Here is a 20,148-nt window from a genome sequence, read left to right as displayed (position 1 = left end):
CAGGAGTACCCCCATGGACAAGCCCCTTTCCCTCGCCACCGACACCACCGAGCTTCTGGGCCGGCTGGGCGTCGATGCCGCCCTCATCAAGGGCGGCAACCGCGCCGTCACCAGCCCGACCGATGGCAGCGAGATCGCCCGCGTACACGACAACAGCGAAGCCGAAGTCAAGGCAGCCATAACGGCCGCGCGCAAGGCCTCGCTCGAATGGCGCGACGTGCCCGCCCCCCAGCGCGGCGAACTGGTGCGCCTGTTCGGTGAAGAACTGCGCGCCGCCAAGGACGATCTGGGCCGCCTCGTCTCGATCGAAGTCGGCAAGGTGCCGTCCGAAGGCCTGGGTGAAGTGCAGGAAATGATCGACATCTGCGACTTCGCCGTCGGCCTCTCGCGCCAGCTTTACGGGCTGACGATCGCCACCGAACGCCCCGGGCACCGGATGATGGAAACCTGGCACCCGCTCGGGGTTGTCGGCGTGATCTCCGCGTTCAACTTCCCGGTTGCGGTCTGGTCTTGGAACACGGCGCTGGCCATCGTTTGCGGCAATGCCGTTGTCTGGAAGCCCTCGGAAAAGACCCCGCTGACGGCCCTCGCCTGCCAGGCCATTTTCGAGAAGGCGGCCAAGCGTTTTGGCGGCGTGCCCAAGGGTCTGCTCGACGTCGTGATCGGCGACCGGGCGGTGGGCGAAATCATGGTCGACAGCCCCGATGTGGCGCTGGTCTCGGCCACCGGATCCACGCGCATGGGCCGAGAAGTCGGGCCGCGCCTGGCCCAGCGTTTCGCGCGCTCGATCCTCGAACTGGGCGGCAACAATGCCGGGATCGTCTGTCCTTCGGCGGATATCGACATGACCCTCAACGCTGTCGCCTTCGGGGCCATGGGCACCTGCGGTCAGCGCTGCACCTCGCTGCGCCGGCTGATCGTCCACGAGGACGTTTATGATGCGCTGCTGCCGAAGCTGCGCGCTGCCTATGAAAGCGTTTCGATCGGAAACCCCCTCACCTCGGATGCGCTGGTCGGGCCGCTGATCGATCGCGATGCCTTCGAGAACATGGAAAAGGCACTCGCGGCCAGCCGCGAAATGGGTGCCAAAGTCACCGGCGGCGGTCAGGTCGACGTCGATAATGGCGGCGAGGGCTACTATGTCCGCCCCGCCATCGTGGAACTCGACGAGCAGGCCGGGCCGATGTTGCAGGAGACCTTCGCGCCAATCCTTTACGTCGTGAAGTATCGCGACTTCGAGGATGCCATGGCCATGCACAACGCCGTGGGCGCGGGCCTGTCCTCCTCGATCTTCACGCTCAACATGCGCGAAGCAGAGCTTTTCACCTCCGATTCCGGTTCGGATTGCGGCATCGCCAACGTGAATATCGGCACCTCGGGTGCCGAGATCGGTGGTGCCTTCGGCGGCGAAAAAGAGACCGGTGGCGGACGCGAAAGTGGCTCGGACGCCTGGAAGGGCTATATGCGGCGCCAGACCAACACCATCAACTATTCCACCGAACTGCCCCTCGCCCAGGGCGTCAGCTTCGATCTGGGTTAGCTGTCATCCGCTTTCAGGCCGGTCCCGGATCAAGTCCGGGACGGCTCAGGGCGCCAAGCCCACACAAAGCATGCTGCCCCGGCCTTGAGCCGGGGCCTTCTTTTTGGAACTACCCCGCGCGGCTGCCGGTTTTCACCGTGCCATCCGCGATCCAGCCATCGAAGATTTCCAGCACCTTGTCGACAAAGGCCTGGTCGTTGATATGGGCATCGATCTCGACCGAAGGCACGTTGGGCAGGATGTTGGTGCGGGCGGCGCTCATGAAGGCATCGAGCGCCTCGGGGTCGTGGGCCTCGCCGCCTTCCCGGTCCCATTCTTCCACGCCCTTGTTGGGCAGGATGAAATAGGTCGGGCCCTTGGCTTTCGACAGGCGGTCGGCGATTTGGCGGGCGGTTTCCCCGCGTTCCTCACCGGTCAGGGTGATGCAGCCGAGCAGCCGGTTATGCGGGTACATTTCGCGATCGGACCATTTTGTGGCCACCGGCTGCCACGCGGCAACGTCAGCCAGATCCACGCAGCCCGGCGCCACGATCTGCGGCACACCGGCACGGCCCGCATTGGTCAGCCGGCTTTCGCCGGAATTGACCACCGTGCCGTGGATGAGATTGCCGAATTCGGACATGGCGAAATCCATGACACAGGCAAAGGCACCCTCTGCGGCCAGCGCCTCAAAGGCCCGTCCGCCCATGCCCGTGGCATGGAAGACCGCGAGTTCGAAACCGCGCTTTTCGAGTTCGGGTTTCAGCTTGACCATATAGCTGAGGCAGGATGAGCCCAGCGAGGTCATGCCGATGATCGGGCGGTCGCGCTGCGGCGGCTCGACGGCGCGCGCGGCGCCGAGAACGGCGCCGGCCGCCTGGCTCAGCGAGGACTTGCAGACCGAATTAAGGCCATAGAGCCCACCGGCCCACAGGATCATCTGCAGATCGGGCGCCAGGCGTTCGGTCGGAATGAGCGGCGAGAAGGCCACTGTCGAAACCACATATTTCGGCACGCCCATGGGCAGGGTGTTGGCGACATCGAGCGCCAGATCGGTGCCCATGGTGCCGCCAAGGGCGATCATGCCGTGGATCCTGCCTTCGCGATGCAGCTTTGCCGCCATGGCCGACGCCCCGCGGGCCATGATCTGCATGGCCTCGTTCTCGAGCCCGGTCGCAATCGCCGCCTCGATCGAAGACCCCCCGGCTTCGGCGACGTCGTGCTTGGATATCTCGACCGGGCTCGCCGGTTCGCCGAGCACCGACACATCCATCGCCATCACCGTGCCGCCCTCGGCCTCGATGCGGGAGGCGAGATAGGTCAGCTCCTCGGATTTGGTGTCGTATGTGCCGATGACCAGGATGGTCTTGTCGTCAGCCCTGTTCCGGTCAGTCATGGATAGTCCTTTTGTGCGTTCGGTACGCCAATGGCACCGTGGAGCTTTCTAGTATCCTCACCCTGAGGTGCGAGGCGCAGCCGAGCCTCGAAGGGCGAGGGCATATTGCACATCCTTCAAGGGTCGCGCCCGAGGCGCTCCCGCCTCAGGATGAGGCCTGGCTGGTGGAATGACGAAACATACTCACTCGTCTGTCCCTGCGCCGCACCTAAAGCTGGATCCAAGCGGTCTTGAGATCCACGTATTTGTCAAGCGCGTGAAGCGACTTGTCATGACCGTTCCCGGACTGCTTGACACCGCCAAGCGGCACCGTGCCGTCCGCGCCGCCATAGGTGTTCACATGCACGACCCCGGCCTTGATGGCACGGATCATGCGGTGGGCACGCGACAGGTTCTGCGTCCAGACCGCCGAGGCAAGGCCATAGACCGTGTCGTTGGCCAGCCGCGCCGCCTCTTCCTCGCCCTCGAATTTGAGCACCCCGAGCACCGGCCCAAAGACCTCTTCGCGCGCCAGGGTCATGTCAGGCTTCAGCCCGTCAAAGATGGTGGGCGCGAGATAGTAACCGCCGGTCTCGGTACGGATGCGTTCGCCGCCGGTGACGCGTCGCGCCCCTTCCCGCTCTGCCTCGGTGATGAATTCGAGGTCTTTTTCGAGCTGGACCTCGGAGGACACGGCGCCGATTGCGGAATTGACGTCGAGCGGGTCACCGACCGTCATCTTCTCGGCGATCTGCTTCACCTTCTCGACGAACTCGTCATGGATCGAGGCTTCGACCAAAAGCCGGGATCCGGCGACGCAGACCTGGCCGGCATTGCGGAAAATGCCGAAGGCCGCGGTCTTGGCCGCGACATCGAGGTCCGGGGCGTCGGCGAAGACGATATTGGGGGATTTGCCGCCCAGTTCGAGATAGACGCGCTTGATGTTCGAGCGCGCGGAATATTCGAGCAGCCGCCTGCCGACACCGCCGGAGCCGGTGAAGACCAGCACATCCACATCCATATGCAGGCCAAGCGCTTCGCCGGCCACGCGCCCCTGCCCGGTCACGACATTGAAGACGCCATCCGGCATACCGGCCTCGAGCGCCAGTTCGGCAATGCGCAACAGGGTGAGCGAGGCAATCTCGGCAGGCTTGAGAACGACTGAATTGCCGGCAGCGAGCGCCGGGGCGATCTTCCAGGCGCCGATCATCAGCGGAAAGTTCCAGGGCACGATTGCGCCCACGACCCCGATGGGTTCGCGATGGACCAGCCCGAGCACGTTGTCTGCGGTCGGGGCGACCTCGCCATAAACCTTGTCGATGGCCTCGGCATAAAACCGCACGGTGTTGGCGGCACTCAGCGGCTCGGCCTTGTAGGCCATCGAGATTTCGGTGCCATTGTCGCGCACACCGAGCACAGCCAGTTCAAGCGCATGCTTTTCGATGAGATCGGCGAAGCGATGCATGATCTTCTTGCGCTGCGCCGGGGCCATGCGCGACCAGCGGCCATCGTCGAACGCTTCGCGTGCGGCCTTGACCGCTGCGTCGATATCTTCCGCACCGCCTTCTGCAATGGTGGTCAGCTGCTTGCCATCGATGGGCGAAAAAACGGGAATCGACTTGCCCGAAACCGCTGCAACAGATTTGCCGCCAATCAATAGCTGGCGGGGGCTGACAGGGTCGTGGCGAATGGCGTCGATGGCGGCTTGATCAAGCACTCGTTTGCTCCGAAGTCGAAGAAGAAGAGGCGGCAGCGGTTCTGGCGGACCGGCGGGCGCGATAGAGAGAGAAGAAATGCCCCGCGATCGCGATGACAATGATCGCGAAGATCGTGGCGGCGATCGGACGGGATATGAAGTCGATGGGCGACTGCACGCGAATGAGCGAGGTGCGCAGCTTGTCCTCCATGATGCCGCCCAGCACCATGCCGAGAATGACCGGCACGATGGGCAGATGCAGGCGCCGCAGCATCAGCCCCAGCATGCCGAAGGCGGCGGCGAGCCCGCAGTCGGTGATCGAGTTGCGCAGCGAATAGACCCCCACGAAACTCAGGATCAGGATGCCGACCCCGAGAAAACGGTTCGGGATTTCGACGACCTTGAGGAGCGGACGGGTCGCCCCCAGCAGGAACGCCAGCGCGATGATGTTGAGAAGCCCCAGCGCCAGATAGAGCGCGAGCACGAATTCGGGCTGGCTCTGGAACAGGCGCGGACCGGGGATCACGTTGTGGACATAGAAGACCGACAGCATCATTGCCGTCAGCGCCTCGCCAGGAATGCCGAGCGCCAGCAGCGGGATCATGGCGGCGGCGGGAACGGCGTTGTTGGCGGATTCAGAGGCGATCAGGCCTTCCGGGGAGCCCTTGCCGAACAGCTCGGGCTTTTTCGAGGTCTTCTGCGCCAGCGTATAGGAGAAGAACTGGGCGAGGAATTCGCCGACGCCGGGGATGATGCCCATGATCACCCCGAAACTGGCCGAGGGAAGCACCACCCGGGGATACTTCATCACCTCGCGCAGGCCTGAGAACAACCCCTTGCCGAGCTTGGGCGAGGCGGTGCGCTCGTCCTTGCCCGACAGCAGATAGAAGGCCTGGGACAGGGCGAAAAGGCCCAGCACGACGACGATCAGATCGATGCCGGAAGACAGCATCTGGGTGTCGAAAGTGTAGCGCTTGGTGAGCGTTCCGGCGTGAAAGCCAACGGTTGCCAGAAAGACCCCGAAACACATCAGCGCGCCGGCGGCCATGTGCTGGCCCCTGTGGGCAATGACCACCAGCACCATGCCCAGCAGCGCGGCCATGAAGATTTCGCGCGACCCGAAATTGGGTGCGATGGCGGCCAGTGCCGGTGCCAGCAGAATGAGGCAGACCACCGAAAAGATGCCGCCGGCAAAGCTGGCGCCATAAGCCAGCGAAAGGGCGCGCGGCGCCTCACCCCGTCGGGTCATCGGGTAACCGTCATAGGTGGTGAGCGCGTTGACCGGTGTGCCGGGGGTGTTGATCAGGATGGCGGGTATTGCCCCGCCGAACATGGCCGACCCATAGATGCCGAGCAGCAGGGTCAACCCCACGATCGGCTCCATGGCATAGGTCGCCGGCAGCAGGATGGCGATGGCGATGGCCGGTCCGACGCCGGGGATGGCGCCGATGATCACGCCGCCGACTGCGCCCGAAAGCAAAGCCAGGATCACGTCCCAGCGGGCGAGGATTTCAAGGCTTGCGAGAAGGGTGTCCATCTGGAACCTAGAAATACTGGATCATGAAGCCGCGAATGCCGCGGGGCAGCAGTTCGTAGACCGCGCCTCCGGGAATCTTGACCTGCAGGATCGATTTGAAAATCACGACCGTGAGGATGCCGACCCCGACCGCGGCGAGGACGCCTTTGGCGTTTCGGTAGCCGGCACGCCATGCGAGCGCCGCGGCAAACACGATGGTCGCGGGCAGATAGCCGGCCTGGGGTACGGCGATCACATAGGCCATGAACCAGATCAGGTATTCGACGGCCTTGAGCCATCGCAACAGCTCACCGGCAATGGGTTCGCCCTCAAGGCGCCGATTGCGCCGGATGGTCGAGACGATCTCGAAGGCACCGAAAATGACCATGCCGGATATGGCGATGACGGGCCAGAAGCCGGGTTGTTTGGTGAAAGGCGTGCCCGCTTTCCAGACCAGTTCGTTGCCGATCTGGCTCAACAGGAAAATGGCAAAGGCGAAGGATGCGATGCCGTAGACGATCTCGGCGCGGCGGTGCGGCCTTGCGATGATGTCACGGGCGTCGTGGACTTCAAATTGTTCGTCGGACATGCGGTCAAAAACCCGATTGCGGCCGAGGTGACCCGGCGGCGACAAACAAAAGGCCGGGCGGTTTCAGTCCGCCCGGCCCGATCCTGCGGACTATTCGGCGAGCATAGCCTCAATACGGCCCAGCGTCTCCTCGTCCTTGGCGATCCTGGCTGCCGCCTCTTCGGCACCCTGCCAGTAGACGCCCGTGCCGGTTTCTGTGGCGAAGCCCTGCGCACGGCCGCTTTCCATGGTCTTCTTGGCCACGGCGACAATGGCGTCACGCGCTTCCTGCGGCACGTCCTTGTGGACAAACAGGCCATTCCACAGCGCCACATCGAGATCGGGTTCGATCTCGCCCACGGTGGGGGCATCGGGCACCAGGGGGATGCGCTTATCGGTCACGGTGGCCAGCACCTTGATGTCGTCGATGCAGGGCAGCAGCGATTGCAGCGTGCCATTCATGACGTCGACATCGCCCGAGGCCAGCGTGTTGCAGTCGAGCGCGTCAAACGCGGCGTCGGCCGAATAGGAGAAGTCCATGGACTTGGCCAGCGCCATGGTGACCTGGGTCGGGATCAGGAAGTTCCCGAAATGGCCGAGCACCACGTCGTTGCTGCGGGCATATTCGGCCAATTCTTCCATCGTATCGTAGGGCGCATCGCCATAGGCGACGATCACGAACGGATAGGTCAGGAAGATGCCGAGCGGCTCGAACGGGTTCGGGTTGAGTTCCGGTATGTCGATATAGGGACCGACCACCGGCACGTCGATAACAAAGGACCCGACGGTGTAGCCGTCAGCAGGCGCATTGGCCACTTCAACGGCGCCTGGGAACGGGCCACCGCCGCCACCGGGCTTGTTCACCACAGCAGCTGCAGTGCCGTATTCCTTCTGAAAATCTTCCGCGATCATGCGGGTCAGCACGTCCTCCGGATCGCCCGGCGGAAACGGGACGACGAAAGAGACGGGCTTGTCCGGATATTGTGCCATCGCCGGGGCCGCGAACGCGGCCAATGTGGCAAGGCTGGCCGCTGCCGCGGCTACAAAGCTGTTGCGCATGTTTTTCCTCCCATGGGCTCGGTGACAACCATTTCCGATCGGTTCATTATTGTCACCAGCAGTGCAAATAGATGTTGTAATCCATGGCGAGTTCTGTCAACACATAATTGGCGCCGAGCGAAAAACGGGCAGGTTTTTGCGCTATGGCGAGGGAGGAATGGCGTGCAAACCGTCGATAAAGCCATGACATTGCTGGGGTTTTTCTCAACCTCCCAACCCGAGATCGGGTTGAGCGAGCTTTCGCGCATTTCCGGCATCGACAAGGCCGCGGTGCGCCGGCTGCTGGTGTCGCTGATCAAGCACGGGCTGGTTGAGCAGAACCCCGCTGACCGCCGTTACCGGCTGGGCCCGGGCGTGCTTCACCTTGCCCGTGTGCGCGAGGCCACCCGCCCCATCGAGGCGGTGATCGCGCCCATCCTGTCCCGGCTCACGGAACTGAGCGGCGAGACTTCCCACGCCTCGGTTATGGCCGGGGACATGCTGGTGACATGCGGGGTATCCGAGACCAACCGCGCCAACCGGGTGCATGTGGATCACGCAGAGCGCCTTCCGCTGCATGCGACCGCCTCGGGCTTTGCCTATCTGGCCTTCTGCCCGGCGGCCCGGCGCGACGACATCCTCGCCCGTTCGCTCAACCGCTTCACCTCCAAGACCGTGACCGATCCTGCCCGGCTCCGCGAGCGCATCGACACGGCGCGTCATCTGGGCGTGGGCGTCTCCGAAGGCGGCTTCGAGGAAGAGGTGACAGGCGCCGCCTCACCCTTTTTCGATGCCCATGGCGAAGCCATCGGTGCGATCGCCGTGACGACCCCGACCTCCCGCTACACCGACGAGCATGAAGTCCTTCTACGCAGGCTGCTGCTGAGTGCGGCGCGCGAGGTGACCCTGGGCATGGGCGGCGCGGTTCCCCCGGCCTTCGAGCGATTGATCGAGACCAAAGACATGGAGACGGTATGACCGCTGCGGGCGACGCCAAGGCGCTGGTTCTGGACTTTGGCGGGGTCGTGTCAAAGACCCTGTTCGAAACCCACGACCTGTCGGAAAAGGCGCTGGGGATCGCCCCGGGCAGCCTGACCTGGATGGGGCCGTTCGACGAGGCGACCGATCCGCTCTGGTGCGATATGCAGGCCGGAATCATTACCGAACGCGACTACTGGCTGGCCCGCACCCGGGAACTCGGCGCGCTGGTGGGCGAGGACTGGACCGAGATGGCGCAGATGCTCAAGCGGGTGCGCGGTGACGACCCGATGGCGATCATGCGACCCGAGGCGCTTGCCGCCATCGAGACCGCCCGAAAGGCGGGCCGCAAGCTGGCAATCCTGTCCAACGAGCTCGACCTGTTCTATGGCGCTGATTTCCGCAGCAAACTGCCGTTTCTCCAGGATTTCGACCTGATCGTCGATGCGACCTACACCGAGATTCTCAAGCCCGACCCGCGCGCGTTCGCCTTCATCACCGACGGGCTGGGGTTGTCGGCCGGGGAATGCGTGTTCGTCGACGACCAACTCAAGAACATCCGCGGCGGCGAGGCCGTTGGAATGCAATGCGTGCATTTCGACGTGATGGCCCCCGGCAAAAGTTATGCCCAGGCGCTTGAGCTGCTCGGGCTCATCCCTGCCTAACAGGAGGCCACAATGGTTCATCACGACAGCAATTTCCTCAAGGGGAACAATGCCCAGCACATGTGGCACCCCATGGCCCACCCCGCCGACATGCGCGCCAATCCGCCCAAGATGCTGGTCAAGGGTGAGGGTGTGAAGCTGATCGACATTGATGGCACCGAAACCCTCGATGCCGTCGGCGGACTGTGGAACGTCAATCTCGGCTTCTCGGTCGACAGCATCAAGACCGCCATTTCCGAGCAGCTCGACGCCCTGCCCTATTATTCGATCTTCCGAGGCACCACGACCGATGTGGCGGTCGAGGCTTCCTATGAGCTCGCCAAGTGGTTCGAGGCCGACGGCATGGAGCGGGTCTTCTTCACCTCCGGCGGTTCGGACGCGGTCGAGACGGCCCTCCGGCTGGCGCGCCAGTATCACAAGATCAACGGTGAACCCGAGCGCACCAAGTTCCTCAGCCTCAAAAAGGGCTATCACGGCGTGCATTTCGGCGGCGCCTCGGTCAATGGCAATGCCAATTTCCGGCGCAATTACGAGCCGCTGCTGCCGGGCTGCTTCCACCTGCCGACACCGCACACCTACCGGAACATGTTCAACGAAACCGATCCGGAGAAACTTGCGGATCTGTGCGTGGCCGCCGCGGCCGAAGAGATCGCCTTCCAGGGCGCGGACACCATCGCCGCCTTCATAATGGAGCCTGTGCAGGGCGCAGGCGGGGTGATCGTGCCGCCGGCCAGCTACATGCCGAAGATGCGTGCGCTGTGCGACAAGCACGGCATTCTGATGATCGCCGACGAAGTGGTGACGGCCTTCGGGCGCACCGGCGCATGGACCGGTTCGCGGCTCTGGGGCGTCAAGCCGGACATGATGTGCATCGCCAAGGCGGTGACCAATGGCTATTTCCCGACCGGTGCCCTGCTCATGAACGGCAAGGTAACAGAAGCCTTTGAGAGCAATGCGGATGCGCGCGGCTCGATTGGCCACGGCTATACCTATTCGGGCCATCCGGCAGGGTCGGCGGCGGTGATTGCCACGCTCGAGGAATACGCCAGGAACGACGTGGCGGTGAATTCCAAGGCGCGTGGCGAAGAACTCGCCATCGGTTTGCAGAATCTTTATGCGCGGCACGAGCTGATCGGCAATGTCCGCGGCATCGGATTGATGTGGGCGATCGAGCTCGTGGCCGACCGCGAGACCAAGGCCCCCGCCGACAAGAAGAAGGTCGGCGCGATCTTCGAAGGCGCCTATGCCGCTGGTGCGATGATCCGCGTGTCGGGCAACAATATCATCCTCTCGCCCTCGCTGATCTACACCCGGGAGAACGTCGAGACCCTTCTCAACGCCCTCGATGCCGGTTTGACAGCAGCGTCGAAGGTCTGAGGGGCGCAATCATTTACTCTGAGATGCAGCCCCGGACGTGCAGCATCCTCCTCGCGCCCTCACCTTGAGCCTCCTGAGCCCTCATGGTGAGCTGGTCGAACCACGAAGGGCGTGGGCGGAATGTGAAAGCGCCTGTGACGTGCCTTTCCCTCCCCCTTGCGGGGAGGGACGTTGAGCAGGATTTGGCGAGTGCCAAATCCGTCGCGAGACAGGGTGGGGGTATGCTTGAGCTGCGGCACAACGAGTGGAATGCAGCTTCCAATTGGCACCCCCACCCGGTTCGCTGCGCTCACCACCCTCCCCGCAAGGGGGAGGGTTTGGGCCGTGCCAACAAACTAATCCCCACCCACACTACCTCTCTTATCATCCACTCACCTGCCGGCACGGAGCGAGGATGCATACGAGCCTTCCGCCGGAAAGGGTCCGGGTTCCATGAGGGTCGCCTCAGGGAAGGCCAAAACTGTGCCGGAGCCGGCTGCCGTTACGGCGGCAGCGCACCGTGGAAACATGGCGGGGATTGACCCCAGCCCGTTGACGCAGTCCAAGCCCAAAACCCCGGGTGAGAGAGGCGCTGGCCGTCTCATTGTTTTAGTTTTGCGACGAGACGCCCTGCGCCTCTCTCCCGCTCTGTTCTTTGAAACCCTGGAGGTGAAAGCCTGCCGGGCCTGTTGGGGTGTCTGATGGAAACAAGGGAAGATCAGCGTGGGAAAAGAAGGACGAGGCTCACGAGAGCCGAGGACCCCGGCGCACTTTTGCGCCGCGCCGTCGCAGACGCAGCGAAGGTCACAGCGACCAGCGTCGTGACCGGAGCGGTACGCGCCGTGAGACAAAGAGAGAGCCGGGACCTCCATGCCCAATTGCAGCGAGGCCCCGGCTCGGAGGCCGGGACGGCCCGGTAGTATGCTCCCCCGAGCCCTCACCCTGAGCTGGTCGAAGGGCGAACCACGAGGGCGTGAAGCGAAAGGGCCCATCCTTCGACAAGCTCAGGATGAGGGAGAGTGTGCAGCAACGCCATACAAACACACAGCGCTGTCCCGGCCAGCCCACCGGCGCGAGGTAAAAGGCGTCCGGGGCGGCCCGGGAGGATGCAACCCAAAGCCCTCACCCTGGGCCCTCATGGTGAGCTTCCTGAGCTGGTCGAAGGGCGAACCAGGAAGGACGAGGGTGGAAATCGGGCATATCAGACGGAGAGAAACCCGCTTCGGTTCTTGTCCTTCTGCCGAAATCCGTATGATAGCTTCTAGCGCCCGCACGCCGCCCTTGGCCGGGTCCGATCAAAGGAGATCTCATGCCTGACACTGCGGTCAGACGACTGTTCGAGCGATATGAAAAGCTGATGAATCAGGCGCTTGGCGGCGGCGACGTTGATCCCGGCGAGGTCGCGTCGCTCTATGCGTCGGAGTTTATCGGCGCGGGGCCAGCCGGTGTCATGACCGGCAAGAACGACCAGCAGTTCACCAAGGCGGTAACCGACGGATACGCCTATTACAGACAGATCGGCACCCGCGCGATGCGGATCAGGACAGTGCGGACCACGCCCATCGATGACCTTCACTGCCTGGCACATGTCTCATGGACAGCCGAGTACGCGCGTGCGGACCTGCCCGAAACTAGGATCGATTTCGAGGTTCACTATCTGGTTCAGCTTCCTGGCAATGATGCGAGGGTGTTCGGCTGGATCACCGGCGACGAACAGGAGGCGCTCAAGACACACGGGATCATTTGAAGCCCCGATCTGCCGTCGACCGATCGAAACCGGCCGGACGCCGAAGCGCCCGGCCCTCACCTGCCGTTCATGCCATCGACAGATGATAGGATTTGGGCCGGGTGACCGACTGGTAGCCGATCACCGAGAGCGCACCGCCCCGGCCGGTATTCTTGCAGCCCGTCCAGCACAGGGCCGGATCGAGATACTCGACCTTGTTCATCCAGACCGTGCCCACCTCGAGCTGATCGGCGATACCTTCGGCGCGGGTCATGTCGTTGGTCCACAGCGAGGCGGCGAGGCCATAATCGCTGTCGTTGATCAGCGCGATGGCCTCTTCATCGCTCTCGACCTTCATGACACCCACCACGGGACCGAAGCTTTCGTCACGCATGAAGGGCATGTCGTTGGTGACATTGGTCAGGATCTGCGGGGCGAGATAGGTGCCGCCATCATCCTCGGGGAACAGGGCCGGGTCGATCATCGGGGTGGCACCCTGCTCGATCGCCTCGGCGACCTGTTTGCGCACCGCGTCGGCGAAGCGGCGATGCGCCATGGGGCCGATACTGGTTTCCGGATCGAGCGGATTGCCGAGCTTGAGGCCTTCGACAACCGAGACGATCTTCTCGAGCACGCGGTCATAGACCGGGGCCGCGATATAAAGCCGTTCGATCGAGCAGCAGCACTGCCCGTTGTTGAACATGGCGCCGGTGATCATTTCCTCGGCCTTGGCGTCGACGTCGAAGTCTTCCATGACATAGGCCGCGTCCTTGCCGCCCAGTTCGAGACCAATCGAGGTGAAAGTGCCGGCCGCGACGCGCTCGACCGCCTGCCCACCGGCAACAGAGCCGGTGAAATTGACGAAGCCGAAGGCCCGCTCCTGGATCAGCGTGCCGATGGTGTCGTGTTCAAGCATCATGTTGATGAACAGACCCTCGGGCAGACCCGCAGCCTTCATGCCGTCGGCGAACCGGTCGCCTGCCAGCATGGTCTGTTCGGAATGCTTGAGAAACACGGCGTTGCCCGCAATCAGGGCCGGAACGATGGTGTTGACCGCCGTGAGGTAGGGATAGTTCCAAGGCGCGATGACCAGCACGACACCAAACGGCATGCGCTTGATCATGCGGTGGCGGGCATTGGACATCTCGATCTCGATCGGCTTGAGCGCCTCTTCGGCGATATCGGCCATGTAGAAGGCGCGCTCCTCGACATCTCCCACTTCGCCGCCGTACTGGACGGGCCGTCCCATCATCCAGGCCAGTTCGGTGACGACATCGTCGTCGACAGTACGCAGATGCTCGATGGCCCGGCGCACCATCGCCGCGCGTTCGGCGATGGGCACCCGCACCCATTCGGCCTGGGCCTTCCGCGCCTTGGCAATCGCGGCGCGCGCCTCGTCGAGCGTGCCGGCAGGCCGCTCGTGATAGAGCGATCCATCGACCGGCGAAATAAGTTGAAACATACAATCCTCCCGAAGTCTGGCCCGGCGGCGCCATCATGGGGCAAGTCAAGCGATCTGACACTCCTCAAAAAGTATGAGGTGGTTGAGGGATCCTCACTTCTGGATGGAGAGCCTCTTGCACGGTTCGGCAAATCCGCTATCACCGATCAAAACAGGGAGCGGGATATGTCGGAACTCCTCAGTATCGGGGAATGCATGATCGAGCTCAGCGCCAGCGACGGTGCTGACTACCGGCTGGGATTTGCGGGGGATACCCTCAACACAACCTGGTATCTGCGGGCGCTTCTCGACCCCGCCGACTGGCCGACCAGCTTTCTGACCGCGCTTGGCGATGACATCTATTCGGACCGGATGATCGCATTCTTCGAGGAAGCCGGCATTCAGGCGGGCGACATACCGCGCCTCACCGGCAAGCGACCAGGCCTCTATTTGATCCATCAGGAAAACAATGACCGCCGCTTCACCTATTGGCGGGACCAGTCGGCGGCGCGCGAGTTGGCCGAGGATCCGGGCCTGTTGGCATCGGTTCTTGCCCGCGCCGGGCATGTCTATTTCTCCGGGGTGACGCTGGCCATTTTGCCCGCTGAAGCACGGACACGCTTGCTGGCAGGGCTCGAATCCGTGCGGGCCTCGGGCCGCGGCGTGGCGTTCGACCCGAACTACCGGCCAGTCCTTTGGTCGAGCCCTGTAGAGGCGCGCGCCGCATTCGAACGCGCGGGGGCCGTATCGGAAGTGGTGCTGCCCAGCTTCGACGACGAACAGACCCTGTTCGGTGATGCCGACAAATCGGCGACCGCTGATCGGTATCTCGGTTACGGCGCCGATGAAGTGGTGGTCAAATCCGGACCCGGCCCGGCGCTCGTCGTACGCGGCGAAAACCGGGTTGAGGTTGCGCCCGACACAACGGTCGAAGTGCCGGTAGACACCACCGGGGCCGGCGACAGCTTCAATGGTGGTTATCTCGCAAGCCGGCTCAACCGGCACGAACCACCCGAGGCTGCAAAGCTGGCGCACCGGCTGGCTGCCAAAGTGGTGATGCATCGCGGTGCGCTCATGCCGATGGACAAGGCCCGCGCGGCGGTCGCGGGCTAAAGGATGGGCAGGCCGGCATAGTTCTCGGCAATGGCCGTCGCGGCGGCTTCCGAGCCGATGACATATTCGAATTCGGCGCGCTGCATGTTGCGGTCGAAACTCGAGAAATCCGGATAGGCGTGGGTGAACCAGGTCATCCACCAGGAGAAGCGTTCTGCCTTCCAGATCCGCCTGAGGCAGGTCTCGGAATAGGCATCGATCAGGGCGTTGCTGCCTGACGTGAAATAGGCCGCCAGGGCGCGGTGCAGGATCCAGACGTCTGAAATGGCGAGGTTTAGTCCCTTGGCGCCAGTATGGGGCAGGGTGTGGGCGGCATCACCGGCCAGAAAAAGCGACCCATAGCGCATGGGTTCGGCGACCATGGAGCGGAAGCCGGTCACCGACTTGTCGGTAATGGGGCCGCGCACCAGATCGCGGTCCGCGTGCCCGCCGAACCGCTTCACCAGTTCGTCCCAGACCCGGCGGTCTGGCCAGGCATCGAGGTTTTCATTCGGGTTGACCTGCATGTAGTAGCGTGCGCGGGTCGGCGAACGCATGGCACACAGGGCGAGCCCGTCATCATGGCTGGCATAGACGAACTCCTCGCAGGCCGGCGGCACCTCGGCGAGCACGCTCATCCAGGCAAAGGGATAGTCGCGGGTGTGCAAGGTCAGCCTGTCATCAGGTATCGCGGCCCTGGCGGCGCTGTCGGCCCCGTCGCAACCGACGATGAAGCGCGCATCGATGCGGTAGGCGCGGTCGCGCATTTCAAAACCGACCGCCGGTGTCTCGGTCTCCAGCGCGTCGAACTGCACATTACGGGCCTCCCAAAAGACCGTTCCGGCGCGCTTTTGTCGGGCATCGACGAGGTCCTGCGTGAGATCAGCCTGGCTATAAAGGGTCATCCGTTTGCCGGCGAGCCTTTGCAGATCGATCCGATGGCGGCGCCCCGAGAAGGCAAACTCGAAGCCGGTCTGCGGGTAGCCGTCACGCGACAGGCGTTCACCGATCCCGGCATCGCGCAGGGCCTGAACCGAGGCGGCCTCGATCATGGCGGGGTGATTGCGGGTGAGCACGTCGGATCGGCCAAGTTTCTCAACTACGACCGATGTAATGCCGCTCATATCGAGCATCTGGGAAAGCAACAGCCCCGCCGGGCCGGCGCCGACGATCGCGACATCGACGCGGTGGGTGATCACGTCCCGTGGCCTCTCAATCAGACGAATCTACTCTGATCGAGAACTTGCCCGGCATGACGCAAACCTGCAAGGGCGGCGACCACCATTTGCGGCAGGATCATCCATTCGAGGGTCCAGGCGGCGCCGGAACGTTCGTTTTCATGCACGAGCGCCTGTGAAAGCCCGCCAAGCTGAGCAGCGTTGAAGCGGGCGAGCGTCACCAGAATTTCGGCGCTGACCGGGTTGTTCTTGTGCGGCATGGCGGACGACCCACCGCCGCCCTCAAGTTTGATGGTGGCGTTTTCGGTTTGGGCCAGCAATGCAATGTCCTGCCCCATCTTGCCGAGCGCGCCTGAAAGCTGGCACAGCCAATTGGCGAAAGTCGTGATCCGCGCCCGGTCGGCATGCCAGCAATAGCCCGGATCGCCCAGCCCAAGGCGTTCCGCCATCATGGCGCGCAATTCGCGGGCATGCCCTTCAAACCCCGATCCGTTGCCGACCGGACCGCCAAGCTGCACGACCGCAATGGCCTCACCGATGGCGGGCAGGCCACCGGCGAGGTTGGCGAGCGGCTGACGCCAGCCCGCAATCTTGTCGGCCGCGGAAATCTCGAGCGCCCGCTGCATCCGGGTCTGCGCCCAGATGGTCTTGCCGCCGGCCTCTGCCTCAAGTTTGTTCAACGCCTCGATGACCCTGCCGACGCGGACGTCAAAGGGCTTTATCAGCGTCTTGAGACGCAGGGCGAGGCTTGTGTCGATCACATCTTGAGACGTCGCGCCCTTGTGGACGTGGCGGCCATGGGCTTCGCCGACGGCCTTGCGCAACTGCTTGACCAGCGCCGGAACGACCACACCATCCTGCCGGGCACCTTCGCCCAGTGCTGCCCAATCGGGCTCGAAGGTCTCGATCGCCGAGACGATCGCGGTGGCTGCCTTTTGAGGGATAATACCAAGTTCGGCCTCGGTTTCCGCCAGCGCCCGCTCGAAATCGAGCATGGTGCGCAGCTCGGTTTCATCGGTAAAGGCGCCCTGCCCTTCCTGATCACCAAGCAGATGGCTCAGCCATCCATGTTCGAGAACCGAAGCCGACATGTCAGACCGCCTCCAACGCGATGGCGATGCCCTGGCCAACGCCGATGCACATGGTGGCCAAAGCGCGCCTGGAGCCCCATTCCTTGAGTTCAAGCGCCGCCGTGCCGGTGATGCGGGCACCGGACATGCCGAGCGGATGACCGATGGCGATGGCGCCACCATTGGGATTGATGTGCTCGGCTGCGGGATCAAGGCCCAGCTCACGCAAGACCGCGATGCCCTGGCTTGCGAACGCCTCGTTGAGTTCGATGACATCGAAATCCGAAGGCGAGAGCCCCAGGCGCGCGCATAGCTTCTTGGTCGCCGGTGCCGGGCCCATACCCATGATGCGCGGCGGCACGCCCGCCGTTGCCCCGCCGAGAATGCGGGCAATGGGGGTCAGACTGTGCTTCCTGGCCGCTTCCTCGGAGGCAATGATCAGCGCCGCTGCGCCATCATTGACACCGGAAGCATTGCCGGCAGTCACGGTGCCACCTTCACGGAAAGGAGTCGGCAATTTGGCGAGCTTTTCAATCGTAGTGTCGCCGCGCGGATGCTCATCGGTGTCGACAATCACCGGATCGCCCTTGCGCTGGGGAATCGTCACCGGGGTGATCTCCCTGGCCAGCCGGCCATTGGCCTGGGCGGCGGCGGCGCGTTGTTGCGAGCTGACGGCAAAAGCGTCCTGGTCTGCGCGCGAGATGCCGTAGTCCTCGGCGACGTTCTCGCCGGTCTCGGGCATGGAATCGACGCCGTACTGCTTCTTCATCACCGGATTGACGAAACGCCAGCCGATCGTGGTGTCGTAGATCTCGGCATTGCGGGAAAAGGCCGTTTCCGCCTTGGGCATGACGAAGGGCGCGCGGGACATGCTCTCGACGCCGCCTGCGATCATCAGATCCGCTTCCCCGGCCTTGATGGCGCGGGCGGCGGTGATCACCGCATCCATGCCCGACCCGCAAAGCCGGTTGATGGTGGTGCCGGTCACCGTGACGGGCAGGCCAGCCAGAAGCAGCGACATGCGGGCCACATTGCGGTTGTCTTCGCCGGCCTGGTTGGCGCAGCCATAGATCACATCGTCAACCGCCTCCCAATCGACGCCGGTGTGTTCGGCCATCAAATGGGTGAGCGGAACGGTGCCGAGATCGTCTGCCCGCACCTTGGAGAGGGAGCCGCCGAAACGGCCGATGGGGGTGCGGATGTAGGCGCAAATGAATGCCTCTGCCATGTCAGGCCGCCTTTCCCTTATGCGCCGCGTCAGTGCGGGCCTTGAGGTCGCGCAGCGTCCTGATTTCTTCCTCGGTCGGCAGCGGCGTTTCCTTGACGCTGTCAGCGAACTTCGCCGGCCAGGCGCAGGTGTCCTGTACCTGATCGCGGGTGACGCCGGGATGCAGGGACACGACAGTGAATTCCTTGGTTTCGGGATCGGGTTCCCAGATCGCCAGATCGGTGATCAGCAGCACCGGGCCCTCGGTGGTGATGCCGAGGCGCTTGCGATGGTCTCCACCTTCCCCGTGACCGAAGGAGGTGAAGAAATCGATCTTTTCGACCATGCCGCGCAGCGATTGCTTCATGGTGATGAAGATCTTGCCGCAGGACGAGGCAATCTCCGGCGCCCCGCCGCCGCCCGGCAGGCGGACCTTGGGATCGTCATAGGAGCCGATGACGGTAGTGTTGATATTACCGAAACGGTCGAGCTGGGCGGCGCCGAGGAAGCCGAGCGTGATGCGCCCGCCCTGCAGCCAGTAGCGGAACATTTCGGGGACCGCGACGGTTGTGACCGCCGTCTCGCACAGTTCGCCATCGCCGATGGAAAGCGGCAGCACGTCGGGTTTGGTGCCGATGGTGCCACTCTCGTAAATCAGCGTGATATCCGGGGCATGGGTCAGCCGCGCAACATTGCAGGCGGCGGACGGCGCACCGATGCCGACAAAGACCACATCGTCATTCGAGAGCGCGCGAGCCGCGGCGATGGTCATCATCTCGTCGGCCGTGAAGTCATTCCCGCTCATTTGTTCACCTCCAGATCGGCGACACGGGCGGCGAAATCGCCGGGCAGCGCATCGATGACATTGGCCTTCATCCAACTTTCGAACAGATCGCGCTCCGCCGAGATCTTGTCCCATTCGAGATAGGCGGCATTATCGCGATCATAATAGCCATGGGCATAGGAGGGGTGCGCCCCGCCCTTCACCTCGGCGATTGCGGTGATGGTCCAATGCGGCAGGACGCATGCATTGGGATGCACTTTGGTGACATCTTCGACGATTTCTTCGACCGTTACGACAGCGCGTTTGGCGGCCAGCACCGCCTCCTTTTGGACCCCGACAATGCCTTCGACCAGCACATTGCCCCGCCGGTCGGCTTTCTGCGCATGGATGATCGAGACATCGGGCCGAATGGCGGGCACCGCCGCCAGTTCCTCGCCGGTGAAGGGACAAGTCACCGATTTGATGTTCGGATTGACCTTGGCCAGTTCGGCGCCCTTGTAGCCGCGGAAGATCGCGCAGGGCAGCCCCGAGGCGCCAGCCTCATAAGCATTGGCCATGGCGGCGTGGCTGTGCTCCTCAATCTCGATGGCGCGCGGATGCTGGTTCTCCACGGCGTCGCGCAGGCGGCGCAACAGTCCCACACCGGGATTGCCGGCATAGGAGAAGACGACCTTTTTCGCCAATCCCATGCCGATCATCTGGTCATAGATGATGTCGGGGGTCATGCGGATCAGGGTGAGATCCTTGATCCCCTGCCGGATCGCCTCATGCGCGGCGGCATGGGGAATGAGATGTGTGAAGCCTTCAAAGGCGACGCTGTCCCCGTCATGGAGATTGTCAGCGATCGCCTCGGCCAGCGAAACGAATTTGACCATTACGCTCTTGGTTCCCGTTGGCGCCCGTGGCCGCAAACCGGCGGTCACGGACCGTTGTCTTTGC

At 63.4% G+C, this 20,148-nt stretch carries 17 protein-coding genes; 6 read left to right on the top strand and 11 right to left on the bottom strand.

Annotated features, from left to right (window positions below):
* Nucleotides 1-13 precede the first annotated feature (13 nt).
* Nucleotides 14-1,540 (top strand): L-piperidine-6-carboxylate dehydrogenase, encoded by a 1,527-nt coding sequence (gene amaB / locus G489_RS0118230; RefSeq protein ID WP_155889444.1) that lies wholly within the window; start codon nt 14-16, stop codon nt 1,538-1,540.
* Nucleotides 1,541-1,649: 109 nt separating this feature from the next.
* On the opposite strand, the gene G489_RS0118225 is transcribed toward amaB, so the two are convergent.
* The 5 genes from G489_RS0118225 to G489_RS0118205 all read right to left on the bottom strand — a co-directional run bounded on the left by G489_RS0118225 (nt 1,650) and on the right by G489_RS0118205 (nt 7,733).
* Nucleotides 1,650-2,915 (bottom strand): Tm-1-like ATP-binding domain-containing protein, encoded by a 1,266-nt coding sequence (locus G489_RS0118225; protein WP_029042721.1) that lies wholly within the window; start codon nt 2,913-2,915, stop codon nt 1,650-1,652.
* Nucleotides 2,916-3,123: 208 nt separating this feature from the next.
* Nucleotides 3,124-4,611, bottom strand: coding sequence for an aldehyde dehydrogenase (locus tag G489_RS0118220; protein WP_035873428.1), 1,488 nt, complete (start codon nt 4,609-4,611; stop codon nt 3,124-3,126).
* Nucleotides 4,604-6,127: a tripartite tricarboxylate transporter permease gene (locus G489_RS21440; RefSeq protein WP_051332821.1), complete on the bottom strand. Its 1,524-nt coding sequence runs from the start codon at nt 6,125-6,127 to the stop codon at nt 4,604-4,606. Before G489_RS21440 ends, G489_RS0118220 begins: the two co-directional genes overlap by 8 nt.
* Before the next feature lie 7 nt (nt 6,128-6,134).
* Entirely contained in the window at nt 6,135-6,695 is a 561-nt protein-coding gene (locus tag G489_RS0118210; protein WP_155889443.1) for a tripartite tricarboxylate transporter TctB family protein, read from the bottom strand.
* Nucleotides 6,696-6,785: 90 nt separating this feature from the next.
* Nucleotides 6,786-7,733 carry a tripartite tricarboxylate transporter substrate binding protein gene (locus G489_RS0118205; RefSeq protein WP_029042718.1) on the bottom strand — a complete coding sequence of 316 codons (948 nt, stop codon included), beginning with the start codon at nt 7,731-7,733 and terminating at the stop codon, nt 6,786-6,788.
* Nucleotides 7,734-7,895: 162 nt separating this feature from the next.
* Here G489_RS0118205 and G489_RS0118200 point away from each other — a divergent pair, with 162 nt between their 5' ends.
* The 4 genes from G489_RS0118200 (at nt 7,896) to G489_RS0118175 (ending at nt 12,458) form a co-directional block, all read left to right on the top strand.
* Nucleotides 7,896-8,690 (top strand): IclR family transcriptional regulator, encoded by a 795-nt coding sequence (locus G489_RS0118200; protein WP_029042717.1) that lies wholly within the window; start codon nt 7,896-7,898, stop codon nt 8,688-8,690.
* Nucleotides 8,687-9,355 carry an HAD-IA family hydrolase gene (locus tag G489_RS0118195; RefSeq protein WP_029042716.1) on the top strand — a complete coding sequence of 223 codons (669 nt, stop codon included), beginning with the start codon at nt 8,687-8,689 and terminating at the stop codon, nt 9,353-9,355. Before G489_RS0118200 ends, G489_RS0118195 begins: the two co-directional genes overlap by 4 nt.
* 12 nt (nt 9,356-9,367) lie before the next feature.
* Nucleotides 9,368-10,732 (top strand): aminotransferase class III-fold pyridoxal phosphate-dependent enzyme, encoded by a 1,365-nt coding sequence (locus G489_RS0118190; RefSeq protein ID WP_029042715.1) that lies wholly within the window; start codon nt 9,368-9,370, stop codon nt 10,730-10,732.
* A 1,288-nt stretch (nt 10,733-12,020) separates the two neighbouring features.
* The gene (locus tag G489_RS0118175; RefSeq protein ID WP_029042712.1) at nt 12,021-12,458 is read left to right on the top strand and encodes a hypothetical protein; all 438 of its coding nucleotides are present in this window, start codon (nt 12,021-12,023) and stop codon (nt 12,456-12,458) included.
* Between the two features lie 67 nt (nt 12,459-12,525).
* On the opposite strand, the gene G489_RS0118170 is transcribed toward G489_RS0118175, so the two are convergent.
* Nucleotides 12,526-13,899, bottom strand: a complete 1,374-nt coding sequence (locus G489_RS0118170) for an aldehyde dehydrogenase family protein (RefSeq protein ID WP_029042711.1) — start codon at nt 13,897-13,899, stop codon at nt 12,526-12,528.
* 165 nt (nt 13,900-14,064) lie between these two features.
* Between G489_RS0118170 and G489_RS0118165 the strand changes: the two genes are divergently transcribed.
* Nucleotides 14,065-14,991 (top strand): sugar kinase, encoded by a 927-nt coding sequence (locus G489_RS0118165; RefSeq protein WP_029042710.1) that lies wholly within the window; start codon nt 14,065-14,067, stop codon nt 14,989-14,991.
* Here G489_RS0118165 and G489_RS0118160 read toward each other — a convergent pair.
* The 5 genes from G489_RS0118160 to G489_RS0118140 are packed head-to-tail and all read right to left on the bottom strand — an operon-like array spanning nt 14,988 to nt 20,084.
* On the bottom strand, nt 14,988-16,169 hold the full coding sequence (locus G489_RS0118160; RefSeq protein WP_029042709.1) for a 4-hydroxybenzoate 3-monooxygenase: 1,182 nt from the start codon (nt 16,167-16,169) through the stop codon (nt 14,988-14,990). The genes G489_RS0118165 and G489_RS0118160 overlap by 4 nt on opposite strands.
* 17 nt (nt 16,170-16,186) lie before the next feature.
* Entirely contained in the window at nt 16,187-17,239 is a 1,053-nt protein-coding gene (locus tag G489_RS0118155; protein WP_029042708.1) for a 3-carboxy-cis,cis-muconate cycloisomerase, read from the bottom strand.
* A 1-nt stretch (nt 17,240) separates the two neighbouring features.
* Nucleotides 17,241-18,446, bottom strand: coding sequence for a 3-oxoadipyl-CoA thiolase (gene pcaF / locus G489_RS0118150; protein WP_029042707.1), 1,206 nt, complete (start codon nt 18,444-18,446; stop codon nt 17,241-17,243).
* Between the two features lies 1 nt (nt 18,447).
* Nucleotides 18,448-19,230, bottom strand: a complete 783-nt coding sequence (locus tag G489_RS0118145) for a CoA-transferase subunit beta (protein ID WP_029042706.1) — start codon at nt 19,228-19,230, stop codon at nt 18,448-18,450.
* Nucleotides 19,227-20,084 carry a CoA transferase subunit A gene (locus G489_RS0118140; RefSeq protein WP_029042705.1) on the bottom strand — a complete coding sequence of 286 codons (858 nt, stop codon included), beginning with the start codon at nt 20,082-20,084 and terminating at the stop codon, nt 19,227-19,229. Before G489_RS0118140 ends, G489_RS0118145 begins: the two co-directional genes overlap by 4 nt.
* Nucleotides 20,085-20,148 lie beyond the last annotated feature (64 nt).

This window comes from Cucumibacter marinus DSM 18995 (assembly GCF_000429865.1).
Lineage (GTDB): Bacteria > Pseudomonadota > Alphaproteobacteria > Rhizobiales > Devosiaceae > Cucumibacter > Cucumibacter marinus.
The sequence above is the reverse complement of the archived record's forward strand: the minus strand, read 5'-3'. Positions and strand labels throughout refer to the sequence as shown.